The 19,025-nt window shown below is 70.7% G+C and carries 18 protein-coding genes; 10 read left to right on the top strand and 8 right to left on the bottom strand.

Annotated elements, in window-relative coordinates:
* Positions 1 to 15 precede the first annotated feature (15 nt).
* A complete protein-coding gene (locus J7E25_RS14465; RefSeq protein WP_214870860.1) occupies positions 16 to 1,380 on the bottom strand; it encodes an O-antigen ligase in 1,365 nt (454 codons plus the stop codon).
* 25 nt (positions 1,381 to 1,405) lie between these two features.
* The gene (locus tag J7E25_RS14460) at positions 1,406 to 2,584 is read right to left on the bottom strand and encodes an acyl-CoA dehydrogenase family protein (RefSeq protein ID WP_214870859.1); all 1,179 of its coding nucleotides are present in this window, start codon (positions 2,582 to 2,584) and stop codon (positions 1,406 to 1,408) included.
* A gap of 114 nt (positions 2,585 to 2,698) precedes the next feature.
* Between J7E25_RS14460 and manA the strand changes: the two genes are divergently transcribed.
* Positions 2,699 to 3,946 (top strand): mannose-6-phosphate isomerase, class I, encoded by a 1,248-nt coding sequence (gene manA / locus J7E25_RS14455; protein WP_214870858.1) that lies wholly within the window; start codon positions 2,699 to 2,701, stop codon positions 3,944 to 3,946.
* Positions 3,947 to 3,949: 3 nt separating this feature from the next.
* On the opposite strand, the gene J7E25_RS14450 is transcribed toward manA, so the two are convergent.
* Entirely contained in the window at positions 3,950 to 4,906 is a 957-nt protein-coding gene (locus J7E25_RS14450; RefSeq protein ID WP_308164588.1) for a helix-turn-helix domain-containing protein, read from the bottom strand.
* Positions 4,907 to 4,991: 85 nt separating this feature from the next.
* Between J7E25_RS14450 and J7E25_RS14445 the strand changes: the two genes are divergently transcribed.
* The 5 genes from J7E25_RS14445 (at position 4,992) to J7E25_RS14425 (ending at position 11,514) form a co-directional block, all read left to right on the top strand.
* Entirely contained in the window at positions 4,992 to 5,141 is a 150-nt protein-coding gene (locus J7E25_RS14445) for a hypothetical protein (RefSeq protein ID WP_214870856.1), read from the top strand.
* A gap of 133 nt (positions 5,142 to 5,274) precedes the next feature.
* On the top strand, positions 5,275 to 6,243 hold the full coding sequence (gene galE, locus J7E25_RS14440; protein ID WP_214870855.1) for a UDP-glucose 4-epimerase GalE: 969 nt from the start codon (positions 5,275 to 5,277) through the stop codon (positions 6,241 to 6,243).
* 182 nt (positions 6,244 to 6,425) lie between these two features.
* On the top strand, positions 6,426 to 6,746 hold the full coding sequence (locus tag J7E25_RS14435; protein ID WP_214870854.1) for a WhiB family transcriptional regulator: 321 nt from the start codon (positions 6,426 to 6,428) through the stop codon (positions 6,744 to 6,746).
* Positions 6,747 to 6,863: 117 nt separating this feature from the next.
* Positions 6,864 to 10,070: a glycosyltransferase family 2 protein gene (locus J7E25_RS14430; RefSeq protein ID WP_214870853.1), complete on the top strand. Its 3,207-nt coding sequence runs from the start codon at positions 6,864 to 6,866 to the stop codon at positions 10,068 to 10,070.
* Positions 10,060 to 11,514, top strand: coding sequence for a DUF5719 family protein (locus tag J7E25_RS14425; RefSeq protein ID WP_214870852.1), 1,455 nt, complete (start codon positions 10,060 to 10,062; stop codon positions 11,512 to 11,514). The genes J7E25_RS14430 and J7E25_RS14425 overlap by 11 nt, the downstream gene beginning before the upstream one ends.
* Before the next feature lie 3 nt (positions 11,515 to 11,517).
* Here the strand turns inward: J7E25_RS14425 and J7E25_RS14420 are convergent, their stop codons facing one another.
* A complete protein-coding gene (locus J7E25_RS14420) occupies positions 11,518 to 11,961 on the bottom strand; it encodes a hypothetical protein (protein WP_214870851.1) in 444 nt (147 codons plus the stop codon).
* 45 nt (positions 11,962 to 12,006) lie between these two features.
* On the opposite strand from J7E25_RS14420, the gene J7E25_RS14415 reads away from it, so the two are divergent.
* From J7E25_RS14415 to ahcY, 3 genes are all read left to right on the top strand, one after another.
* Complete coding sequence (locus tag J7E25_RS14415; protein WP_214870850.1) at positions 12,007 to 12,222, top strand: DUF3499 family protein; 216 nt, start codon at positions 12,007 to 12,009, stop codon at positions 12,220 to 12,222.
* On the top strand, positions 12,219 to 13,652 hold the full coding sequence (locus J7E25_RS14410; RefSeq protein ID WP_214870849.1) for a phosphomannomutase/phosphoglucomutase: 1,434 nt from the start codon (positions 12,219 to 12,221) through the stop codon (positions 13,650 to 13,652). Before J7E25_RS14415 ends, J7E25_RS14410 begins: the two co-directional genes overlap by 4 nt.
* 212 nt (positions 13,653 to 13,864) lie before the next feature.
* Positions 13,865 to 15,343, top strand: coding sequence for an adenosylhomocysteinase (gene ahcY, locus J7E25_RS14405; protein WP_214870848.1), 1,479 nt, complete (start codon positions 13,865 to 13,867; stop codon positions 15,341 to 15,343).
* 20 nt (positions 15,344 to 15,363) lie between these two features.
* Here ahcY and J7E25_RS14400 read toward each other — a convergent pair whose 3' ends face one another.
* The 4 genes from J7E25_RS14400 to J7E25_RS14385 form a co-directional block, all read right to left on the bottom strand.
* Positions 15,364 to 15,738, bottom strand: coding sequence for a thioredoxin family protein (locus tag J7E25_RS14400; protein WP_214870847.1), 375 nt, complete (start codon positions 15,736 to 15,738; stop codon positions 15,364 to 15,366).
* The gene (locus J7E25_RS14395) at positions 15,735 to 16,544 is read right to left on the bottom strand and encodes a Crp/Fnr family transcriptional regulator (protein WP_214870981.1); all 810 of its coding nucleotides are present in this window, start codon (positions 16,542 to 16,544) and stop codon (positions 15,735 to 15,737) included. The genes J7E25_RS14400 and J7E25_RS14395 overlap by 4 nt, the downstream gene beginning before the upstream one ends.
* A gap of 16 nt (positions 16,545 to 16,560) precedes the next feature.
* Positions 16,561 to 17,016: a hypothetical protein gene (locus J7E25_RS14390; protein ID WP_214870846.1), complete on the bottom strand. Its 456-nt coding sequence runs from the start codon at positions 17,014 to 17,016 to the stop codon at positions 16,561 to 16,563.
* A gap of 146 nt (positions 17,017 to 17,162) precedes the next feature.
* The gene (locus tag J7E25_RS14385) at positions 17,163 to 18,005 is read right to left on the bottom strand and encodes an RDD family protein (protein WP_214870845.1); all 843 of its coding nucleotides are present in this window, start codon (positions 18,003 to 18,005) and stop codon (positions 17,163 to 17,165) included.
* A 17-nt stretch (positions 18,006 to 18,022) separates the two neighbouring features.
* On the opposite strand from J7E25_RS14385, the gene J7E25_RS14380 reads away from it, so the two are divergent.
* Complete coding sequence (locus tag J7E25_RS14380; RefSeq protein ID WP_214870844.1) at positions 18,023 to 19,018, top strand: stage II sporulation protein M; 996 nt, start codon at positions 18,023 to 18,025, stop codon at positions 19,016 to 19,018.
* The last annotated feature ends 7 nt before the right edge of the window (positions 19,019 to 19,025 follow it).

Here is a 19,025-nt window from a genome sequence, read left to right as displayed (position 1 = left end):
CCGGTCGGACGTCGGTCACTTGGCCGCCTCTGCGGGCGGCATCCGCGATGCTCGAACGGGTGGCGGCTCTGCCGGCAACGGCTCAGGCGCCCATTGCCGCTGTTTCGTCGACCAGGCGATCGCGATGAGCAGCACCCATCCGCCCTCGATGAGGATGCGGCTCTCGGCGAGGGTCTGGCCGATGAGGGCGACGAGCACGAGCAGCGGCACGAGTGCGGCGGCGGAGTGCGGCAGCGGCCGCCCGGTGACCTCCATCGGCTGGTCGACCGCGAGGAACCACGACCGCCACAGTGCGCCGATGACGATCGAGGCGAACGCGATGACGCCGATCACGCCGAGCTGCATCCAGACGTCGAGCCAGGCGTTGTGCGCCTGCAGGTAGGTGACGCCCTTGCGCACGGCGAGCCCTTGGAAGGGCTCGACCCAGGGCACCCAGTAGCTCACCCATCCCCAGCCGAACCACGGCCGCTCGGCAGCGAGCCCGGCCACGGCGTTCCAGATGTCGAAGCGGCCGGTGAGGTCTTCGCTCTTGCCGAAGAGGTCGGTCAACCGGCTCCAGAACACGACGAGCAGTACGACGGATGCCACGAGGGCGCCTGCAGCGGCCGCATACACTCGGCGTCGCCGATCGGGCCCGACCCGCCTCGCCCAGATCGCGAAGCCGAACGCCGCGAGCACGACGACCGCGACGAGCGCGACGGTGGCGGAACGGGTGAGCAGCACGGTGAGCCCCGCGACGACGAGCCAGCCCACGCCCTGCGCCCGGCGCATGCTGCCGGCGGCGAGGAGTGCGCCGAACACGATGAGCCCGAGGAGGGCGATCATGCCGAGCAGGTTGCGATTGCCGACGATGCCCTCGATCGGCCCGCCTTCGAGCAGCAGGCCGCGCGACCAGTAGAACGCCATGGGCAGTTTCTCTGCGCCCGGATCGAAGTCGGGGAAATTCGGCAGCAACGGCCCGCGCACGAACACGGCGATCCAGAGTTCGAAGGCGAGTGAGAGGGCCAGGATCCACTTGATCGCGCCGCCGAGGGCGCGCACGAGCTGGGTCCAGGTGAGGCAGAGCGCGAGCGCGACGGCGAGGAACGTCGTGACGAGCGTGATGAGCACGCCGAGGGCCGACGCGCCGGGGTAGTACGACCACGCGATCGAGAGCACGGCGATGAGCAGGAAGACGAGCGTCGACTTCGGGATGCGGCGCCAGTTCCAGCGGGGTCGCACGGCCACGACGAGCACGACCGCGCCGGCGAGGACGAGCAGCTCGACGATGCCGGAGCCCCACCACCCCAGCAGGTTGCGCCAGAACTGGCCCGCGAGCACGGTGAAGAGCGCGAACGTCGCGAACGCGCCGGTGAGCGTGCGATGCCGGCGCGTGGTCATGCGACCTAGGCTATCGCGCGCGTGCTCAGACGAACGCGGCCTTGCCGGTGATCTTCCGGCCCACGATGAGCGTGTTCATCTCTCGGGTGCCCTCGTAGGAGTAGAGCGCCTCGGCGTCGGCGAAGAAGCGGGCCACGTCGTACTCGAGCACGATGCCGTTGCCGCCGACCGATTCGCGAGCCCATGCCACGGTCTCGCGCATGCGCGACGTCGTATACGCCTTCGCGAGGGCCGAGTGCTCGTCGCGCTGCTCGCCGCGGTCGAGCATCTCGGAGACGCGCACGACCATGCCGATCGAGGCGGTGATGTTGCCGAGGCACTTGACGAGCAGGTCTTGGATCAGCTGGTGGGAGCCGATCGTCTTGCCGAACTGCACGCGCTCGCCCGCATACTTCACGGCGGCCTCGTATGCGCCGATGGAGGTGCCCACCGCCGCCCACGCCACCTCGGCCCGAGTGAGCCGCAGCACGCTCGCGGTGTCCCTGAACGAGTTCGCGTTCTGGAGCCGGTGCGACTCGGGCACGACGACGTGGTCGAGCGTGATATCGGCGTTCTGCACGGAGCGGAGGCTGATCTTGCCCTCGATCTTCGTGGCCGTGTAGCCGGGCGTCGAAGTGGGCACGATGAAGCCCTTGACCTGGCCGTCTTCGATGTCCTTCGCCCAGATGATGGTGATGTCGGAGATCGTCGCGTTGCCGATCCAGCGCTTCGAGCCGTTCAGCACCCAGTTGTCGCCGTCGCGCCTGGCCGTGGTGCGCAGGCCCTGCGCGGAGTCGGAGCCCGAGAGCGGCTCGGTGAGGCCGAAGGCGCCGATGACCTCGCCGCTCGCGAGCTTGGGGATCCACTCCGCTCGCTGCTCGGCGGAGCCGCAGAGGCTGACGGTGCCGGTCACGAGACCGTTCTGCACGCCCACGAATGTCGCGACGCCGGCGTCGACGCGGGCGCACTCGAGGGCGACGAAACCGCGGAACACGGCGGAGTTCTCGAACGGCCGCGTCTCATCCCACGCGAAGGAGAAGGCGCCGAGGTCGGCGAGCGGCTTCACGACCTGCACGGGGAACTCCGCGCGGTCCCAGTACTCACCGACGATCGGCCGGACGTCGCGGTCGAGCCACGCCCGGAGGTTGCCCAGCGCCTCCTGCTCCTGCTCGGTGAGGAGGGTCTCGTAGGCGTAGAAGTCGCTCGCAAGCGGCTCGAAGGTCATGACTGCTCCAATGCGTCGCCGATGTGGGAAGGGCGAGGTGAAGCCTATGGCGGGCGCAATCGCCCTCGAAGGCGTTGGTAGTTTTGACCCAACGGCGGAGAGGAACCATCGACGATGTTTGTGGCGATCGGCAACACACCCCGGGACTACGCGTGGGGCTCGCATCGAGCGATCGCCGAGTTCCTCGGCAGGCCCGGCTCGGGCGGCCCGCAGGCGGAGCTCTGGCTGGGAGCGCACGCCGGCTCGCCGGCACGCATCGTCGACGCGGCATCCGTCGGCCATGACGATCTCGCCTCGTGGATCGCGGCGGACCCCGAGCGGGCGCTCGGACCACGGCTGGCCGCTGAGGGCGCACGCCTGCCGTTCCTCCTGAAGCTGCTCGCGGCGGCCGAACCCCTCTCGCTGCAGGCGCATCCGACGCCCGAGCAGGCCCGAGCTGGCTTCGCCCGTGAAGAGGCCGAGGGAGTGCCGGTCGGTGCCTACGACCGCAACTATCGCGACCCCTTCCACAAGCCCGAGCTCATCGTCGCCCTGAGCGAGACGTTCGATGCGCTCTCGGGCTTCCGTCCGCTCGACGAGGTGCACGGCATCCTCGAGGTGCTGCGTGAGGCGGATGCGGCATCCGACACTCCCGAGCCGGGTGCGCTCGACCTCCTGAGCGACCGGCTCGCCGGCAACGACCCGCTGCGCGACTCGGTCGAGTGGCTGCTCCGCGACGGCCGCGGCGGCGACACGGGGGAGGCGACCTGGCTGATCGAACGCGTGACGGCCCTCGCGGGCTCCGAGATCGCCCGCCGATCTCCGTTCGCGCTCTCGTTCGAGACGGTCGGAGCGCTCGCCGGCGTGTATCCGGGCGACCCGGGCGTGGTCATCTCGCTCCTCCTCAACCGGGTGCGCCTGCGTCGCGGTGAAGCCCTCTACCTCGCGGCGGGGAACATCCACGCCTACCTCGACGGGCTCGGCATCGAGCTCATGGCGGCGAGCGACAACGTGCTCCGCGGCGGTCTCACCCCGAAGCACATCGACGTGACGGAGCTGCTCGACGTGCTCGACTTCACGCCCATCGCGCCCCCGCGACTCGCGCCGCTCGACGTGGCGCCCGGCGTCACGGCGTTCCAGCCCGATGTGCCCGACTTCGTGCTCTACCGTGCCGAACCCGCCGCGGATGCCGCGCGCGTCGCCATCGACGGGCCCGCGATCGTGCTCGCCGAGGGCGGCTCCGTGCAGCTCGCCGGTGCGCTCGGCGAAGTGCAGCTCGAGCGCGGCGAGACGGTGTACGTCACGCCCGAGGAGCGCGAGCTCGAGATCACCGGCGACGGGATCGCGTGGGTCGCGACGACGGGTGTCGCCGCGGCATCCTGAGCCTCAGCTGGCCACTCGAACCCCGAACAGGCGGCGATAGGCGGTCGGGGTGGTCTGCAGCACCTTGATGAAGTGGTGCCGCATGACGGCGGCGGCGCCGAAGCCGGTCTCGCGCGCGATCTCCTCGAGCGTGTCTGAAGTCTCTTCGAGCAGTTGCTGGGCGCGCAGCAGTCGCTGACGGTTGAGCCACGCGTTCGGCGTGGTGCCGGTCTCGGCGCGGAAGCGACGGGCGAACGTGCGCGGCGACATGAGCGCCTTGCGGGCGAGCAGGTCGACCGTGAGGTCTTCGTCGAGGTGCTCGATCATCCACTCGGTGATCTTGGCGAAGGAGTCGCTGCGGCACTCCGCGACGGGCGACTGGATGAACTGCGACTGGCCGCCGTCGCGTTGCGGTGGCACCACCATGCGCCGGGCGATGTTGTTGGCCGCGCCGGCGCCGAGCTCCATGCGCACGATGTGCAGCGCCGCATCGATGCCAGCCGCCGTGCCCGCCCCGGTCACGACCTTGCCGTCTTGCACGAAGAGCACGTCGGGATCGACGTCGGTGCGGGGGAACATCTTGGCCATGCGGTCGGTGTACATCCAGTGGGTGGTGGCACGGCGGCCGTCGAGCACGCCCGCGCGGCCGAGTGTGAAGGCGCCGGAGCAGACCGAGAGCACCCAGGCTCCGCGTTCGACCGCGTCGCGGATCACGGCCGAGACGCGTTCGTCGACCGGCTCGTCGATGAGCGCCGCGGGCACCGCCACGAGGTCGGCGTGCCGCGCGAACTCGAGGTCTTCGTGCACGACGATGTCGAATCCGAGCTTCGTGGGGATGGCCCCGGGCTCGGCAGCCACGACCTTGAAGTCGAAGGTGGGGCCGCCCGTGTCGGCACGGTCGATGCCGAACACCTCGCAGATCACACCGAATTCGAATGGGGCCATCTGCGGGATGGCGATGCAAGCGATGGACTGGAGCACGGGAGCCTCCGAATGGCAGAAATGAATCGTTCTGTGGCTACTCTGCCACTGTCGGCAGGATGTCGCAAGGAGTACATTTTCTGCCATGACCACGATCATCTTCCTTGTCCTGCTCGGGCTCGCCATCTGGGGCACGCTCGCCACGCTGTTGCGTCTCGACAACGACGGCTATGGTCGGCCCGAGATCCGGGACCGCAACCGGCATGTCGAGAACCTGACCGCACCCCGCATCTGACGGACCGCCGGCTCCCGGCGCTCGGCCGAGTCCGCCGGCCGGGACTGCGCGTTCAACCGGCCGCGGCCTGCTCCCACCCGGGGCCGATACGATCGGTCGGGGCGCGGACAGTCCGCGGCCGGAAGGCAGGATCATGAGCTGGCTGGTCACCGGGGGAGCCGGATACATCGGGTCGCACGTCGTACGGGCGTTCGCCTCCCGAGGCATCGATGTGGTCGTCGTCGACGATCTCTCCTCAGGACGGCGGAGCTTCCTGCCCGAGGGCACGGCGTTCGTGCAGGGCACGATCCTCGACGGCTCCCAGCTCGAGATGACCTTCGAGCGCTTCGACGTGCACGGTGTCGTGCACCTGGCCGGATTCAAGTACGCCGGCGTATCGATGCAGCGTCCGCTGCACACCTACCGGCAGAACGTGACGGGAACGATCACGCTCCTCGCCGCGATGGAGGCGCGCGGCGTCGATCGCCTGGTGTTCTCCTCGAGCGCGGCCGTCTACGGCACGCCCGACGTCGACCTCGTGACCGAGGACACACCGAAGCGTCCGCAGTCGCCCTACGGCGAGTCGAAGCTCATCGGCGAGTGGCTGATCGCCGACCAGGGCGTCGCCGCGGGCCTCCGGCACACCTCGCTGCGCTACTTCAACGTCGTGGGCTCCGGCACGCCGCAGATCTTCGACGTGAGCCCGCACAACCTGTTCCCGCTCGTCTTCGACGCGCTGCTCGACGGACGTACCCCCCGCATCAACGGTGACGACTATCCGACGCCTGACGGCACGAACGTGCGCGACTACCTGCATGTCGCCGACCTCGCCGAGGCGCACGTCGTCGCGGCGGAGCGGCTCGACTCGGGCAAGCCGATCGAGCCCGTCTACAACCTCGGATCGGGCACCGGCGTCTCGGTCGCCGAGATCATGCGCGCGGTCGCCGACGTCACGGGCATCGAGTTCACCCCCGAGATCGGGCCCCGGCGCACGGGCGATCCTGCGCGCATCGTCGCGTCGGGAGACCTCGCCGCCCGCGACCTCGACTGGCGCATGCGGCACTCGCTCGCCGAGATGGTCGAGAGCGCCTGGGAAGCCCGGCGCGCGGCATCCGGCGAGTGAACCTCACTTTGACGTTGCGAAAAGTAACGTCTGTGGAACACCCCCGGCGTGTCGCGGCGTGGCTGAAGCCTCGACGGCCGCTTGAGGGTTTACGATCCGCGACTTGACTCTGACGAACTACACCGGTGTAATTAGTCATGACACACCCTCTGGGTGGTCGGTACAACTGGGTGGGAGACGATATGGGAAATCCTGAATATCGTTCTGGAGTACCTGACGATTGGTTCATCGATCCGGTAAGGCTCGGCGTTCCAGGGGTTCGTCTGGGAGCCGATGACGAGAATCCGCTGGCTTGGCAGAGCGATGCGCTGTGTGCGCAGACCGACCCCGAGGCGTTCTTCCCTGAGAAGGGTGGATCGACCCGCGACGCGAAGAAGATCTGCACGGGCTGCGAGGTGCGATCCGAGTGTCTCGAATACGCACTCTCGAACGACGAGCGCTTCGGCATCTGGGGCGGGCTGTCCGAACGCGAGCGTCGCAAGCTTCGCAAACGAGCGGTCTGATCCGGCCGACCCGTACTCCGGCTCCGGCCGGGGCGCGGGTCGCCTGGTCCGATCGGTTTCGAGGCACGCCCGGCCGGGTGGCGGATGCCGCGGGGTGAGCCGCTTAGGCTGACCCCGATGTTCCCCAGAGTCACCGCCATCCTCGTCGTGCAGCACGGCGGCGACCACTTGCGGCGCACGCTCGATGCGCTGCGGGCCCAGAGTCGCACCCCCGACGCGCTCGTCATCGTGCTGACGGAGGCCGAAGCCGGGGCGCGCGAGATCATCGAGGCGGCCGGCGCCACCCATATCGTCGAGCATTCGCAGCATCTCTCGTTCGGCGACGCGGTGCGGGCGGGCGAGCGAGTGCTCGGGGAGCCGTCGACGGATGCCGATGCCCTGTGGCTCCTCTCCGAGGACAGCGCCCCACAGCCCGACGCGCTCGCGACCCTGCTCGCGACCCTCGAGACCGCGAAGTCCGTCGGCATCGCCGGGCCGAAGCTCATGCACTGGGACGCCCCCGACCGCATCGCCGTCTTCGGCCGCTCGGTCACCCGTCTCGGGCGAAGCGTGCCGCTCGTCGCCGATGAGCTCGACCAGGGCCAGCACGACGGGCTCAGCGACGTGCTCGGACTCGACCCGGCCGCGATTCTCGTGCGGCACACCGTGTGGCGTGCCCTCGACGGGTTCGATCCCGGGCTTCCGATCGCCGACGACGCGCTCGACTTCTCGATCCGTGCACGACTCGCCGGCCATCGCGTCGCGGTCGTGCCCGATGCCCGCGTCTCGTTCGCGGGCGCGGGAGTGGCCGGGCCCCCGGGCGGCCGTCGGCCGCGCACGGTGCGCCGCCGCGAGCGTGTGGCCCGAGCGGCGGAGCTGCACCGGCGGCTCGTCTACGCTCCCTCCCCAGCGGTGCCGCTGCACTGGCTCAGCCTGCTGCCGCTCGCCGTGCTGCGCTCGATTCGGCTGCTGCTCGTGAAGACCCCGGGCGCGATCCCCGGAGAGCTCGCCGCAGCGATTCGCACGATGTTCTCCGGTATGCGCGTCGCGCGCGCCCGGCGCACCCTGAAGTCGGGTCGTACGAGCGGATGGGCGGTCGTCGCCCCGTTGCGCATGCAGCACGACGAGATGCGCCGGCGCGGGCAGCTCGCCGCCGAAGCGCGCCGCACGAGGGCCCGCGGCCGCAAGCACGAACTGCAGTTCCTCAGCACCGGCGGCGGGTGGGTCCTGCTCACATCGGCCGTGGCATCCGTGGCACTGTTCTCGTGGCTCATGGGTGCGAACGGCATCAGCGGCGGTGCGCTGCTCCCGCTCTCGAGCGGATTCGGCGAGCTCTGGCGCAACGCGGCCTACGGTTGGCGCGACCTCGGCACCGGGCTCGTCGGCGCGGCCGATCCGTTCGCCGGCCTGCTCGCGGTCATCGGATCAGTCACGTTCTGGGCACCCTCGTTCGCACTCGTGCTGCTGTGGCTCGTGGCCGTGCCGGCGGCGGCGATCGGGGCCTGGTTCGCGGCCTCACGGCTCACTGAGCGCGGAGCCGTCCGTGCGGCCGCGGCCCTGATCTGGGCGGTCTCGCCCACCTTCCTCATTGCACTCGGCGACGGGCGGCCGGGTGCCGTCATCGCCCACGTGCTGCTCGGCTGGCTCGCGTTCGCGGTGTTCGGGGCGGCAACGTCGTGGGCCGCCGCGGCCGCCGCGTCGTTGCTCTTCGCCGCGGTCGTTGCCGCGGCACCGAGCCTCGCACCCGCGCTCCTCGTCGCGTGGCTCGTGGGGCTCGCCGTCAGCGGACGCGCCGCCGCGCGACTCGCCGGCCTCCCGATTCCCGCAGCCGTGCTCGCCGCGCCACTGGTCATCGAGCAGTTCGCGCGAGGCACGCCGCTCGCGCTCCTCGCCGATCCCGGCACGCCCGTCGTGAGCGCCGTTCCGCCGGCATGGCAGCTCGCCCTCGGGTTCCCCGGTGCGCCGTCGGCCGCGTGGAACGAGCTCATCGGCGCGGTCGCATCGGTCGATCCTCGGCTCGTCGTCGCGGCGCTGCTCGCGCCGCTCGCCCTCGCAGCGCTCGCTGCCGTGGTCGCTCCCGGAGCGCGCGCCGCGCTGCTCGCCCTCGGCATCGCCCTGCTCGGCTTCGCCACCGCAGTCGCCGCCGCGCAGCTGGCGGTCGCGGTCGTCGGTACGTCAGCCGTGCCCCTCTGGACCGGCGCGGGCCTCAGCCTCGAGTGGCTCGGCCTCACGCTGGCCGCAGTCATCGCGCTCGGCGCCCTCCGTCGTGGCAGCGCCCTCGCCGGCGCCTTCGTCACCGTGTGCGCCGCCGTGGCGGTGCTTCCAACCGCATTCGCGATCGCAACCGGCGGCGCCGCGATCTCGCCAGCCGCGGAGCGCACGCTCCCGGCCTTCGTCGCAGCAGAAGCCGAGGCCGATCCGCGCGTCTCGACGCTGCGTATCGAACCCGAGTCCGACGGCGGACTTCGCGCGACCCTCGAGCACGGCGCCGGAACCACGCTCGACGAGCAGTCGACGCTCGTGCAGACGAATGAGGAACTCGGCGCCGACGACCAGGAGCTCGCGACCATCGCGGGAAACCTGGCCTCCCGGAGCGGCTTCGACCCGACGGCCGCGACCCGCGAGTTCGGTGTGTCGTTCGTGCTCCTCGCGGCTCCCGCCGACGACGAGAACCGAGAGGCTGTAGCCACCGCCGACCGCGCCCGCACGGCGCTCGACGGCAACGCCGCGCTCGTCGCGGTGGGTGAGACCGCCTTCGGCACGCTGTGGCGGTTCGCCGCGGCCGAACCCGACGCCGAGGCGGCACGCATCCCCGCCGGTGCAGGCGGCTGGCTCACCGGCGTCATCACGCTCGTGCAGCTCGTCGTCATCGGTGCCGCGCTGCTGCTCTCGATCCCCACCGGCGCCGGTCGCGAGACCGATCGCCGTCCGGTTCGCCGCCGGCGCGGATCGCGTCCGCCTCAGGCGGCTGCGCAGGTCGCGGCTGCGGATGACGCGGCTGCCGACGTCGCGGCTGCGGATGACGCGGTTGCGGATGTCGCGGCTGCGGATGACGCGACTGCGGATGACGCGGCCACGGCCGCCGCCGACGCGACTGCCGGCGACGTGACTGCCCGCGACGTGGCTGCCGACGACGCGGCTGCGGATGACGCGACTGAGCCGCCGACGGATGACGCGACTCCCGGCGAGCCCGGGGCCGACGCGGCGGCCGACCGGGTCGGCGAAGCCGAAGAGCTCGACGATGTCGAGGCTCCCACCCCTGGCGAAGCCGTCCCCGTCGATCCAGCCGGAACCGCGCAGTCCACCGATCCCGCCGACCCGGACGGAGACGACGATGCTCGCTAGACGCACGATCGCCCGCATCGGCGGCCGAGCCGCCGCATTCCTCGTGGCGGCCGGGCTCGCTGCCGCCACGCTGACGGCCGCGGCGATCGTGCCGTGGCCCGAACACCGTGCGAGCGCCCCGTCCCTCGTCGTGCAGCCGGCCGAGAGCCGGCAGCAGCGCGTCTGCCCCGGCCCCCTGATGACCCTTGCCGACGATGCGGCGGCGGCCACCACCGCCTCATCCATCGGATCGGCGGCGGTCGTCACGGGCGCAGAGCCCGCCGCGGCCGCCGTGGAGCAGGTTCCGGTCACGGCATCGGAGAACCCCCGCGCCGATCGCGACGGTACGCCGACCGTGATCGCGACGGAGCCCGGCGAGGTCGCGGTGGGCCTGCTCGCGGGTGCCCAATCGCAGACGGCCGCCACCGAGACGGTCGCAGGTTTCGCGGCGGCGGCGTGCGCAGAGGCGGTCGCCGACACCTGGCTCGTCGCGGGCGCCACGAATCTCGGTCGCACGAGCCTCGTGATGCTCTCGAACCCGACCGATGTCGCCGCCACGGTCGACGTGCGCGTGTCGGGCGAGTCCGGCCCGGTCGAGGCGGCATCGGCCCTCGGCATCATCGTGCCGGCCGGCAACCAGCGTGTGCTCTCGCTCGCCGGGCTTGCGCCCAATCTGGAGTCACCGGTCGTGCACGTCCAGAGCTCGGGTGGCGCGATCGTCGCGAGCCTCCAGCACTCCGTCGTGCAAGGGCTCGCACCCAGCGGCGTCGAGCTCTCGGGCGCCACGGCGATGCCATCGACCAGCCAGGTGATCCCGGGCTTCGTCGTCGCGAAAGCCGGCGGAGTCGACCCCGCCGACGACCACGCCCTCGGCGACGACTTCCCCGCGCTGCGACTCTTCGCTCCCGACGGCGATGCCGTCGAGGTGTCGATCGGCATCGTCTCCGAGACGGGTTCGAGCGGGTCGACGATCGACGTGACGCTGCAGCCCGGACGAGTCAGCGACGTGCCGCTCGGCGTGCTCGCCGCCGGCAGCTACACGCTTCGCATCGAAGCCGACGCCCCGGTCGTGGCGGCGGCGCGGGCGACGACGGGCGCGCCCGTCGAATCCGGGGCTGCCGATGCCGCGGCATCCGTCGACCTCGCCTGGACCGTCGCGACCATGCCCCTGCTCGACGACGGCGTTGTCGTTGTGCCGCCCGGGCCCTCGCCCGTGCTGCACTTCGCGAGCACGGACACGGATGCCACCGAGGCGACGATCACGATCAACGGCACCGAGCGCGCGGTGACCGTGCCGGCGGGCGGCGCCGCGACCGTCCCGCTCGTGCCCGGCGCGCTGGTGCGACTCGCCGGCGTCGAAGGCCTCCATGCGTCGGTGTCGTTCTCGGGCGCTGCAGCGCTCGCCTCGTTCGGTGTGCAGCCCCCTGGCGCGCAGGATGCGCCGATCCGCGTCTCCCCGCGCTGAGCCTCAGAGGTGCCGGTAGCGCCCCGGGGCGAGCTCCCACGGGTCTTTGCCGAGCAGCTCGGCGATCGCGCGGAACACGCAGCTCTCGATGAGGAGCTTCTCCTCTCGCTCCTCGCCCTCTTGGAGCCGCAGGAAGCGCACGATCGGCAACCGGAAGAAGACGATTCGCCGCTCGTCGTGGAAGACCTTCCACCGATCGATGTGATCGCCGTGGATCGCGTCGGCGGGACCCTGTGCGACCTCGAACACGACGCCCTCGAGCTCGGGCCACAGTCCGCGGAGGTAGGCGGCCGTCGTGGCGATGGTGAAATCGAACTCGTCGAGTCGGGTGCGGATCGGCTCGAGGTGCGGACCGGTCACGGCGGAGCGCATGCCCCGGCCGTGTCGATCACGGGCGAGTCGTCTCGGCGAACGCGGCACGGAGGCGACACGGCGGGATCGGGGCATACCCTCCATCGTAATGTCCGCGTCGCTCGCTACTCTGGTGGAGCCATGAGACGTTGTTCGCGCACCGCATGCACCGCAGAAGCGGTCGCGACGCTCACCTTCGACTACACCGACGCGATGGCGGTGCTCGGCCCGTTGGCGCTCACGCGCGAACCGCACGGCTACGACCTCTGCGCCCGCCATGCCGACCGCACCTCCGCTCCGAAGGGCTGGCAGGTCGTGCGACACGTTTCGCTCGGTGAGGTAGGTTTCAAGGCATGAATCCGCCGGCACCATCCGATGCACGAGCGCGCCTCAACGCGATCGTGAAGGCCTACGACGTGCGAGGAATCGTGGGGGAGGGCCTCACCGAGGAATCGGTCGAGGCATTCGGCGCGGCGTTCGTCGACGAGGTCGAAGCCGCCGGCGAGCGTGTCGTCGTCGGGCACGACATGCGCGACTCGTCGCCGGTCTTCGCCGAGGCCTTCGCGCGCGGCGCCACGCGGCGCGGCGCCGACGTCGTGGCGATCGGCCTGTGCTCGACCGACCAGAGCTACTTCGCATCGGGGTCGATGGGTGCTCCCGCAGCGATGTTCACGGCGAGCCACAACCCGGCGGCCTACAACGGCATCAAGTTCTCGCGTGCCGGCGCGCAGGGCATCTCGCTCGACACCGGTCTCGCCGCGATCCGCGACCGGGCCGGCGACTACCTCGAGCAGGGAATCGCGGATGCCCCGGTGAGCGGCTCGATCGTCCACGTCGATGTACTCGCCGACTACGCCGCCTACCTGCGCTCGCTCGTCAACCTGAGCGCCGTGCGACCGATGAAGATCGTCGTCGATGCCGGCAACGGCATGGGCGGGCTCACGGTGCCCGCCGTCCTCGGCGATGCCGCGGGCCTTCCGGCGCTGCCGTTCGAGATCGTTCCGCTCTACTTCGAGCTCGACGGCACGTTCCCGAACCACGAGGCGAACCCGCTCGAGCCGGCGAACCTCGTCGACCTGCAGCGTGCGGTCGTCGAGCACGGTGCCGATCTCGGGCTCGCCTTCGACGGCGACGCCGACCGGTGCTTCGTCGTCGACGAGCGCGGCGGCGCCGTCAACCCGTCGGCCGTGGCCGCCATCGTCGCGCTTCGCGAGATCGAGCGGGTTCGCGCAGCCGGCGAAGACGACGTGAGCGTCATCCACAACCTGATCACCTCGCGATTCGTGCCCGAGACGATCGAGGAGGCCGGAGCGACGCCCGTGCGCACGCGCGTCGGCCACTCGCTCATCAAAGACCAGATGCGGCTCACCGGCGCGGTCTTCGGCGGCGAGCATTCGGCGCACTACTACTTCCGCGACTTCTGGGGCGCCGACAACGGCATGCTCGCTGCGATGCACGTGCTCGCGGAGTTCGGTGCGCAGGGCGGCCTGCTCTCCACCCTCGCGGCGCGCTTCACGCCCTATGCCCTCTCGGGCGAGATCAACTCGACCGTCACCGACGTCCCCGCGGCATACACCCGCATCGTCGAGGCGTTCACTGGCCGGGCCGACTTCGACGAGTTCGACGGGCTCACCGTCGAGGGCATCACCGATGAGAGCGAACCGTTCTGGTGGTTCAACGTGCGTCCGTCGAACACCGAGCCGCTGCTCCGCCTCAACGTCGAGGGTGCGGATGCCGCGACGATGGCCGCCATCCGCGACGAGGTGCTCGCGCTCATCCGCGGCTGACTTCCAGGTGCCACCCTCCTCACCGCTGTGCAGAATTCAGGACCTCCCGGTTCAGAATTCAGGAGCACCGTGAGTCGGCGCCGTGATCGGCCCGTGATTCGCGCGGGAACGACGCCCGCTCGCGGCATCCGTTCCTGAATGCTGGAGGGGAGTCAGTGGCCGGTTCCTGAATTCTGCGCGGGGCAGAGGCGGAGCCTGCGAGAATGATCGGCATGGATGCCGCCGTCACCACCGCCCTCCCGTTCAAGGTCGCCGATCTCTCGCTCGCCGAGGCCGGACGCCACCAGCTCCGCCTCGCAGAGAACGAGATGCCGGGCCTGATGGCCCTGCGCGAGGAGTTCGGCGCATCGAAGCCGCTCTCGGGCGCGCGCATCGCCGGCAGCCTGCACATGACGGTGCAGACCGCGGTGCTCATCGAGACCCTCGTCGCGCTGGGCGCTCAGGTGCGCTGGGCGAGCTGCAACATCTTCTCGACGCAAGACGAGGCGGCCGCCGCGGTCGTCGTCGGACCCACCGGAACACGGCAGGAACCGGCGGGCGTGCCCGTGTTCGCGTGGAAGGGCGAGTCGCTCGAGGAGTACTGGTGGTGCACTGATCGCATCTTCGACTGGAGCGCCGAGGCCGAGGCATCCGGTGCCGACTGGATCGGCCCCAACATGATCCTCGACGACGGCGGCGACGCCACCATGCTCGTGCACCATGGGCGCGAATTCGAGGCGGCCGGCGCCGTGCCCGCGACGACGGATGACGCGAGCCACGAGTACCGCGTCGTGCTCGATACCCTGCGCCGCTCGCTCGAGCTCGCGCCCGATCGCTGGACGCGGATCGCCGCCGAGCTGAAGGGCGTCACCGAGGAGACCACGACGGGCGTCCACCGCCTCTACGAGCTGCACGCGAACGGCGCGCTCCTCTTCCCGGCGATCAACGTCAACGACTCGGTCACGAAGTCGAAGTTCGACAACAAGTACGGCATCCGTCACTCGCTGCCCGACGGGCTCAACCGGGCAACCGACGTGCTCATCGGCGGCAAGGTCGTGTTCGTGGCCGGCTACGGCGACGTGGGCAAGGGCGCGGCCGAGGCCCTCCGCGGTCAGGGTGCGCGCGTCATCGTGAGCGAGGTCGACCCGATCTGCGCACTCCAGGCGGCGATGGACGGCTACCAGGTCTCTCGTCTCGAGTCGGTGATCGGGGAGATCGACATCCTCGTCACGGGCACCGGCAACAAGGACGTCGTGCGCGTCGAGCACCTGCTCGGCTTGAAGCACCTCGCGATCGTCGCGAATGTCGGGCACTTCGACAACGAGATCGACATGGCGGGCCTCGAGTCCCTCGCGGGCGCCGAGCGCATCGAGATCAAGCCGCAGGTGCACGAGTGGCGCCTGCCCACCGGGCGCAGCGTGCTCGTGCTCTCCGAGGGGCGGCTCATGAACCTCGGCAATGCCACGGGGCATCCGTCGTTCGTGATGTCGAACTCCTTCACCAACCAGGTGCTCGCGCAGATCGAGCTGTACACGCGGCCCGAGGCGTACCCGATCGGCGTCTACGTGCTGCCGAAGCACCTCGACGAGAAGGTCGCCCGCCTGCATCTCGACGCGCTCGGCGTGGAGCTCACCGAGCTCTCGCCCGAGCAGGCGTCGTACATCGGCGTGCCGGTCGACGGCCCATACAAGGTCGACCACTACCGGTACTGAGCCGGCGAGCGCACTGGGCGTCAGCCGGTGCGCTCGCGCAGCGCGGCGACGAGGTCGCGCGGCGACGGATGCGGCGACAGCCCGTCTGCGCCCCGGTACACCCGGCACGCGAGCTCCTCGGCGGGGCCCGAGGAGGGGAATGGGTCGATGCCGTCGACGAGCACTGTCGGCGAACCGGCGAACCCGCAGCGGCGCGCCTCATCGGGCGAAGAGATCAGGCGCGCCGACACGGATGCCTCGGTGATCCCGAGCTCGTCGAGTGCGCGCCGCAGCAGCCCGAGCGTCGGCTCCCAGCCGGGGCACTCGGTGATGTGCAGCACTTCGATCGACAGGCCCTTCCCGTCGGAACGGCGCTCGGGCCGCCCACCGGGGGCTGCGGGCGCCGCTGCGTTCACCGGCGATCCTCCGTTGGCCCGCCCTGCTGGGCGAGCGCGCGCAGGCCGTCGTCGTCTTGCACGACGATGCGTCCGCGACTCTGCCTGATCGTGCCGTTCGCGGCGAGCTCGGCGAGTACCCGGCTCGTGGCCTCCCGTGTGGCGCCGAGCAGGCCTGCGATCTGCTCGTGGGTCAGCCGGATCGGGCCGAGCCGCGCGGTGAGCGGTCGCGCGGCGGGACCTGCGCCGGCCGGGCCGCCCTCGGTGCCGTCGGCGAGCGCGAGCAGCGTCGACGCGACTCGGGCCGAGAGCGGCCGTACGGCGAGATCCAAGAGCCGGGTCTCGAGCGCCGCGACGCGATCGCCGAGCAGCCGCGACACCCGTACGGCGATGCGGGGATCTGCGAGCAGGCGCTGCTCGACCTGCTGCGCATCGAGCTGGCAGATGATGGAGTCCTCGATCGCCTCGGCGTAGTTGTCGTACATGCGCTGACCGACGAGCAGCATCTCGCCGAACACCGCACCCGGGCCGAGGATGGCCATGGTGAGCGCCTTGCCGTCTTCGGAGAGGCGGAAGATGCGCACCCGGCCGGCCTTCAGAATGAACAGCGCCGAGACCGGCTCGGCCTGGCTGTAGATGAGTTCGCCGCGCCGAACTGTGCGAGCGGGGAGTGCGACGTCCATTTCGGCGCGCTCGGCGGCGCTGAGATCGGCGAACAACTCCACCTCGGTGAGGCAGCTGAAGCGCGCGCTGCCCGGCACCGAGAGCGGGTCGTCGTCGCGCTCGATCGGCGACCACGGTCGGCGCGCACCCGAGGCTTCGCCCATTGTCACCCCGCACTCGTCATACACGCCGACCCTTCAGCACCCGGGCCGCCACGAGGGCGAGCAGCACACCGTAGACGAGGTGCCCCATGAGTGAGAACAGCGACATGACGTCGACCATGAACAGCGGCATCCCGAGCATGGCGGGCATGATCACCAACGGCCCGAACACCCACCAGAATACGCCGTAGCCGAGACCGGCGAGCGTGGCGATGCCGTAACTGCGCAGGAAGAGGCCGGCGAACGGCACGGTGAACGCGAGGCCGAAGCCGACCGAGATCACGAGGTGAACGGCGATGCCGATCCACGGCGCGCTCGAGCCGACGAGGGCGGCCACCATGGGGAGCATGCCCATCGTCGCCATGAGTATGCCGAACGCGATGCCGCCGGCGAGCCCGCCGAGCACTCCGGCGAGCACCCGGGCCGGCAGGACCGCGACGAAGGAGTTCGGTTGAGACAGGGGAGCGGTGGACATCATTCGGATCCTTCCGTTGGTCCAGCGGCCGCCGGGGATCGGTTGCGTCGATCGGCTGCCCGGCGGCCGATCGGATGCTTCGACGCTATGGACGGGCATCCGCAGCGTCAGTGATATGGATCACACAGCGTCGAGTGCACGGCCGATCAGCGCTCGGGGAACCCGTTCGGCGTCGCGTCGAGTACCGGCGCGAGCGTCGACATGCGCGCGCGCTCGAGCTCGAGCGCGGTGAGGTCGCGTTCGCGGCGGAGCGCAGCGACGCCGGCGAGGAAGCGCTCGGCCGGAGCATTCGGCACCGGCGACACGAAGGGCATCACCTCGGCGGCGAGGCCGGCGGCGATGCGCGCGCGACTGTCGGGCACGAGGTGCTCCGCGTTCTGGAAGAACGCGGCGACGCGACGAGCGAGCGGGTCGGGCAGGCGTGCGACGTCGGCGATCGTCGCCCACGACGCGAGTTCGGTGGGAACGCCGAACGCCGTCGACGGAAGGTCGGGCACTCGCTCGACTTGCGCGTGCGTTCCTGCGAGCAGGTCGCCGAGGCGCTTCGACGAGGGATTCAGGAAGCCGATGAGCACGGCGAGGCCGCCGACCGTCATGTAGATCTCGATGACACCCGTGAGCGCGCGGATGAACGCGTGCCGGAATCCCGCCGCACCGCCGTCGTCGCGAACGATCCGGAGACCGAGCGCGAGCTTGCCGAGCGAGCGGCCGCGCGTCGCCGTCTCGACGGCGGTGGGAATCACGACGATGCACGTCACGATGCCGCCGATCATGATCGCGCGTGACGCGTCCTCGTCGACTGAGAGCTGCCCGAGCGCGAGCAGCAGGCCCACGAAGAGCGCGACCGACACGAGCACGTCGATCGCCGTGCCGCCCGCTCGCATGAGGGCGCTCGCCGGCCGCACGTCGAGGGTGACGGCCTCGCCCGTGAGCACGCCCTCGTCGTCGAATCGGGCGACCCTGCGGTCGGCGACGGTCGCTTCGGCCATGGGTAGTATTCAAGCAGATGGACCTCGATGCGCTCGCCTCCGCCCGTCACGACGACTGGCAGCGGCTCGACGCGCTCGCGAAGGCGCGCCGGCTCGGCGGGGCCGAGGCCGACGAGCTCATCGAGCGGTATCAGGCCGCGGCATCCGACCTCTCGCTCGTCCAGACGACGGCCGGTTCGACCGCGCTCGGCGACCGGTTGTCGATCTCGCTCGCACGGGCGCGCCTGAAGTTCACCGGGGTTCCCGAGAACCCGCTGCGGCAGTTCACGCGCTTCGCCCTCCTGAGCCTTCCCGCCGCCCTCTATCGCTTGCGGTGGCTGACCGTCGCCGTGGCCCTCGCGACCTTCGCCGTCGCCGCGCTCTACGCGTGGTGGATCGGCAGCGACCCGCGGGTGCTCTCGACGCTCGGCACCGAGGCCGAGTTGCGCCAGATCGCCGAGGAGGGCTTCGTCGCCTACTACTCGGAGAACCCCGCGGCGTCGTTCGCCGGGGCGGTCTGGACGAACAACGCCTGGATCGCCGCGCAGTGCGTCGCCTTCGGCATCCTCGGCGTGTGGGTGCCGTGGGTCGTGCTGCAGAACGCGCAAAGCCTCGGGGTCACAGCGGCCATCATGTTCGCCTACGACGAGGCCGACACGTTCTTCCTCTACATCGCGCCGCACGGGCTCCTCGAGCTCACGTGCGTGTTCGTCGCAGCGGCCGCGGGCCTCCGCATCTTCTGGGCATGGGTCGCTCCCGGGCCGAGGTCGCGCGGCATCGCACTCGCCGAAGACGCGCGCTCGCTCTTCAGCGTCGCGATGGGGCTCGTGTTCTTCCTCTTCGTCTCGGGGCTCATCGAGGGCTTCGTCACGCCCGCACCGTGGCCGTGGCCCGTGAAGATCGGCATCGGCGTGCTCGCCCTCGGCGGGTTCCTCGCCTATATGCTCGTGCTCGGTCGCCGCGCCTGGCGCGCAGGCGAGACCGGCGACCTCGTCGAGTTCGACGCCGGGGCGACGCGCATCGTCTCGGGCTGAGCACGCG

It is taken from the genome of Agromyces sp. ISL-38, assembly GCF_018613935.1.
GTDB lineage: Bacteria > Actinomycetota > Actinomycetes > Actinomycetales > Microbacteriaceae > Agromyces.
This window is presented reverse-complemented; position numbering and strand designations above follow the sequence as displayed.

Coding starts and splice junctions, on each gene's coding strand:
- J7E25_RS14390 (WP_214870846.1), bottom strand. CDS start 17,016: ATGTCCACCGCTCCCCTGTCTCAACCGAACTCCTTCGTCGCGGTCCTG.
- J7E25_RS14385 (WP_214870845.1), bottom strand. CDS start 18,005: ATGGCCGAAGCGACCGTCGCCGACCGCAGGGTCGCCCGATTCGACGAC.
- J7E25_RS14420 (WP_214870851.1), bottom strand. CDS start 11,961: ATGCCCCGATCCCGCCGTGTCGCCTCCGTGCCGCGTTCGCCGAGACGA.
- J7E25_RS14380 (WP_214870844.1), top strand. CDS start 18,023: ATGGACCTCGATGCGCTCGCCTCCGCCCGTCACGACGACTGGCAGCGG.
- J7E25_RS14410 (WP_214870849.1), top strand. CDS start 12,219: ATGAATCCGCCGGCACCATCCGATGCACGAGCGCGCCTCAACGCGATC.
- manA (WP_214870858.1), top strand. CDS start 2,699: ATGTTTGTGGCGATCGGCAACACACCCCGGGACTACGCGTGGGGCTCG.
- J7E25_RS14465 (WP_214870860.1), bottom strand. CDS start 1,380: ATGACCACGCGCCGGCATCGCACGCTCACCGGCGCGTTCGCGACGTTC.
- ahcY (WP_214870848.1), top strand. CDS start 13,865: ATGGATGCCGCCGTCACCACCGCCCTCCCGTTCAAGGTCGCCGATCTC.
- J7E25_RS14430 (WP_214870853.1), top strand. CDS start 6,864: ATGTTCCCCAGAGTCACCGCCATCCTCGTCGTGCAGCACGGCGGCGAC.
- J7E25_RS14415 (WP_214870850.1), top strand. CDS start 12,007: ATGAGACGTTGTTCGCGCACCGCATGCACCGCAGAAGCGGTCGCGACG.
- J7E25_RS14425 (WP_214870852.1), top strand. CDS start 10,060: ATGCTCGCTAGACGCACGATCGCCCGCATCGGCGGCCGAGCCGCCGCA.
- J7E25_RS14395 (WP_214870981.1), bottom strand. CDS start 16,544: ATGGGCGAAGCCTCGGGTGCGCGCCGACCGTGGTCGCCGATCGAGCGC.
- J7E25_RS14435 (WP_214870854.1), top strand. CDS start 6,426: ATGGGAAATCCTGAATATCGTTCTGGAGTACCTGACGATTGGTTCATC.
- J7E25_RS14460 (WP_214870859.1), bottom strand. CDS start 2,584: ATGACCTTCGAGCCGCTTGCGAGCGACTTCTACGCCTACGAGACCCTC.
- galE (WP_214870855.1), top strand. CDS start 5,275: ATGAGCTGGCTGGTCACCGGGGGAGCCGGATACATCGGGTCGCACGTC.
- J7E25_RS14445 (WP_214870856.1), top strand. CDS start 4,992: ATGACCACGATCATCTTCCTTGTCCTGCTCGGGCTCGCCATCTGGGGC.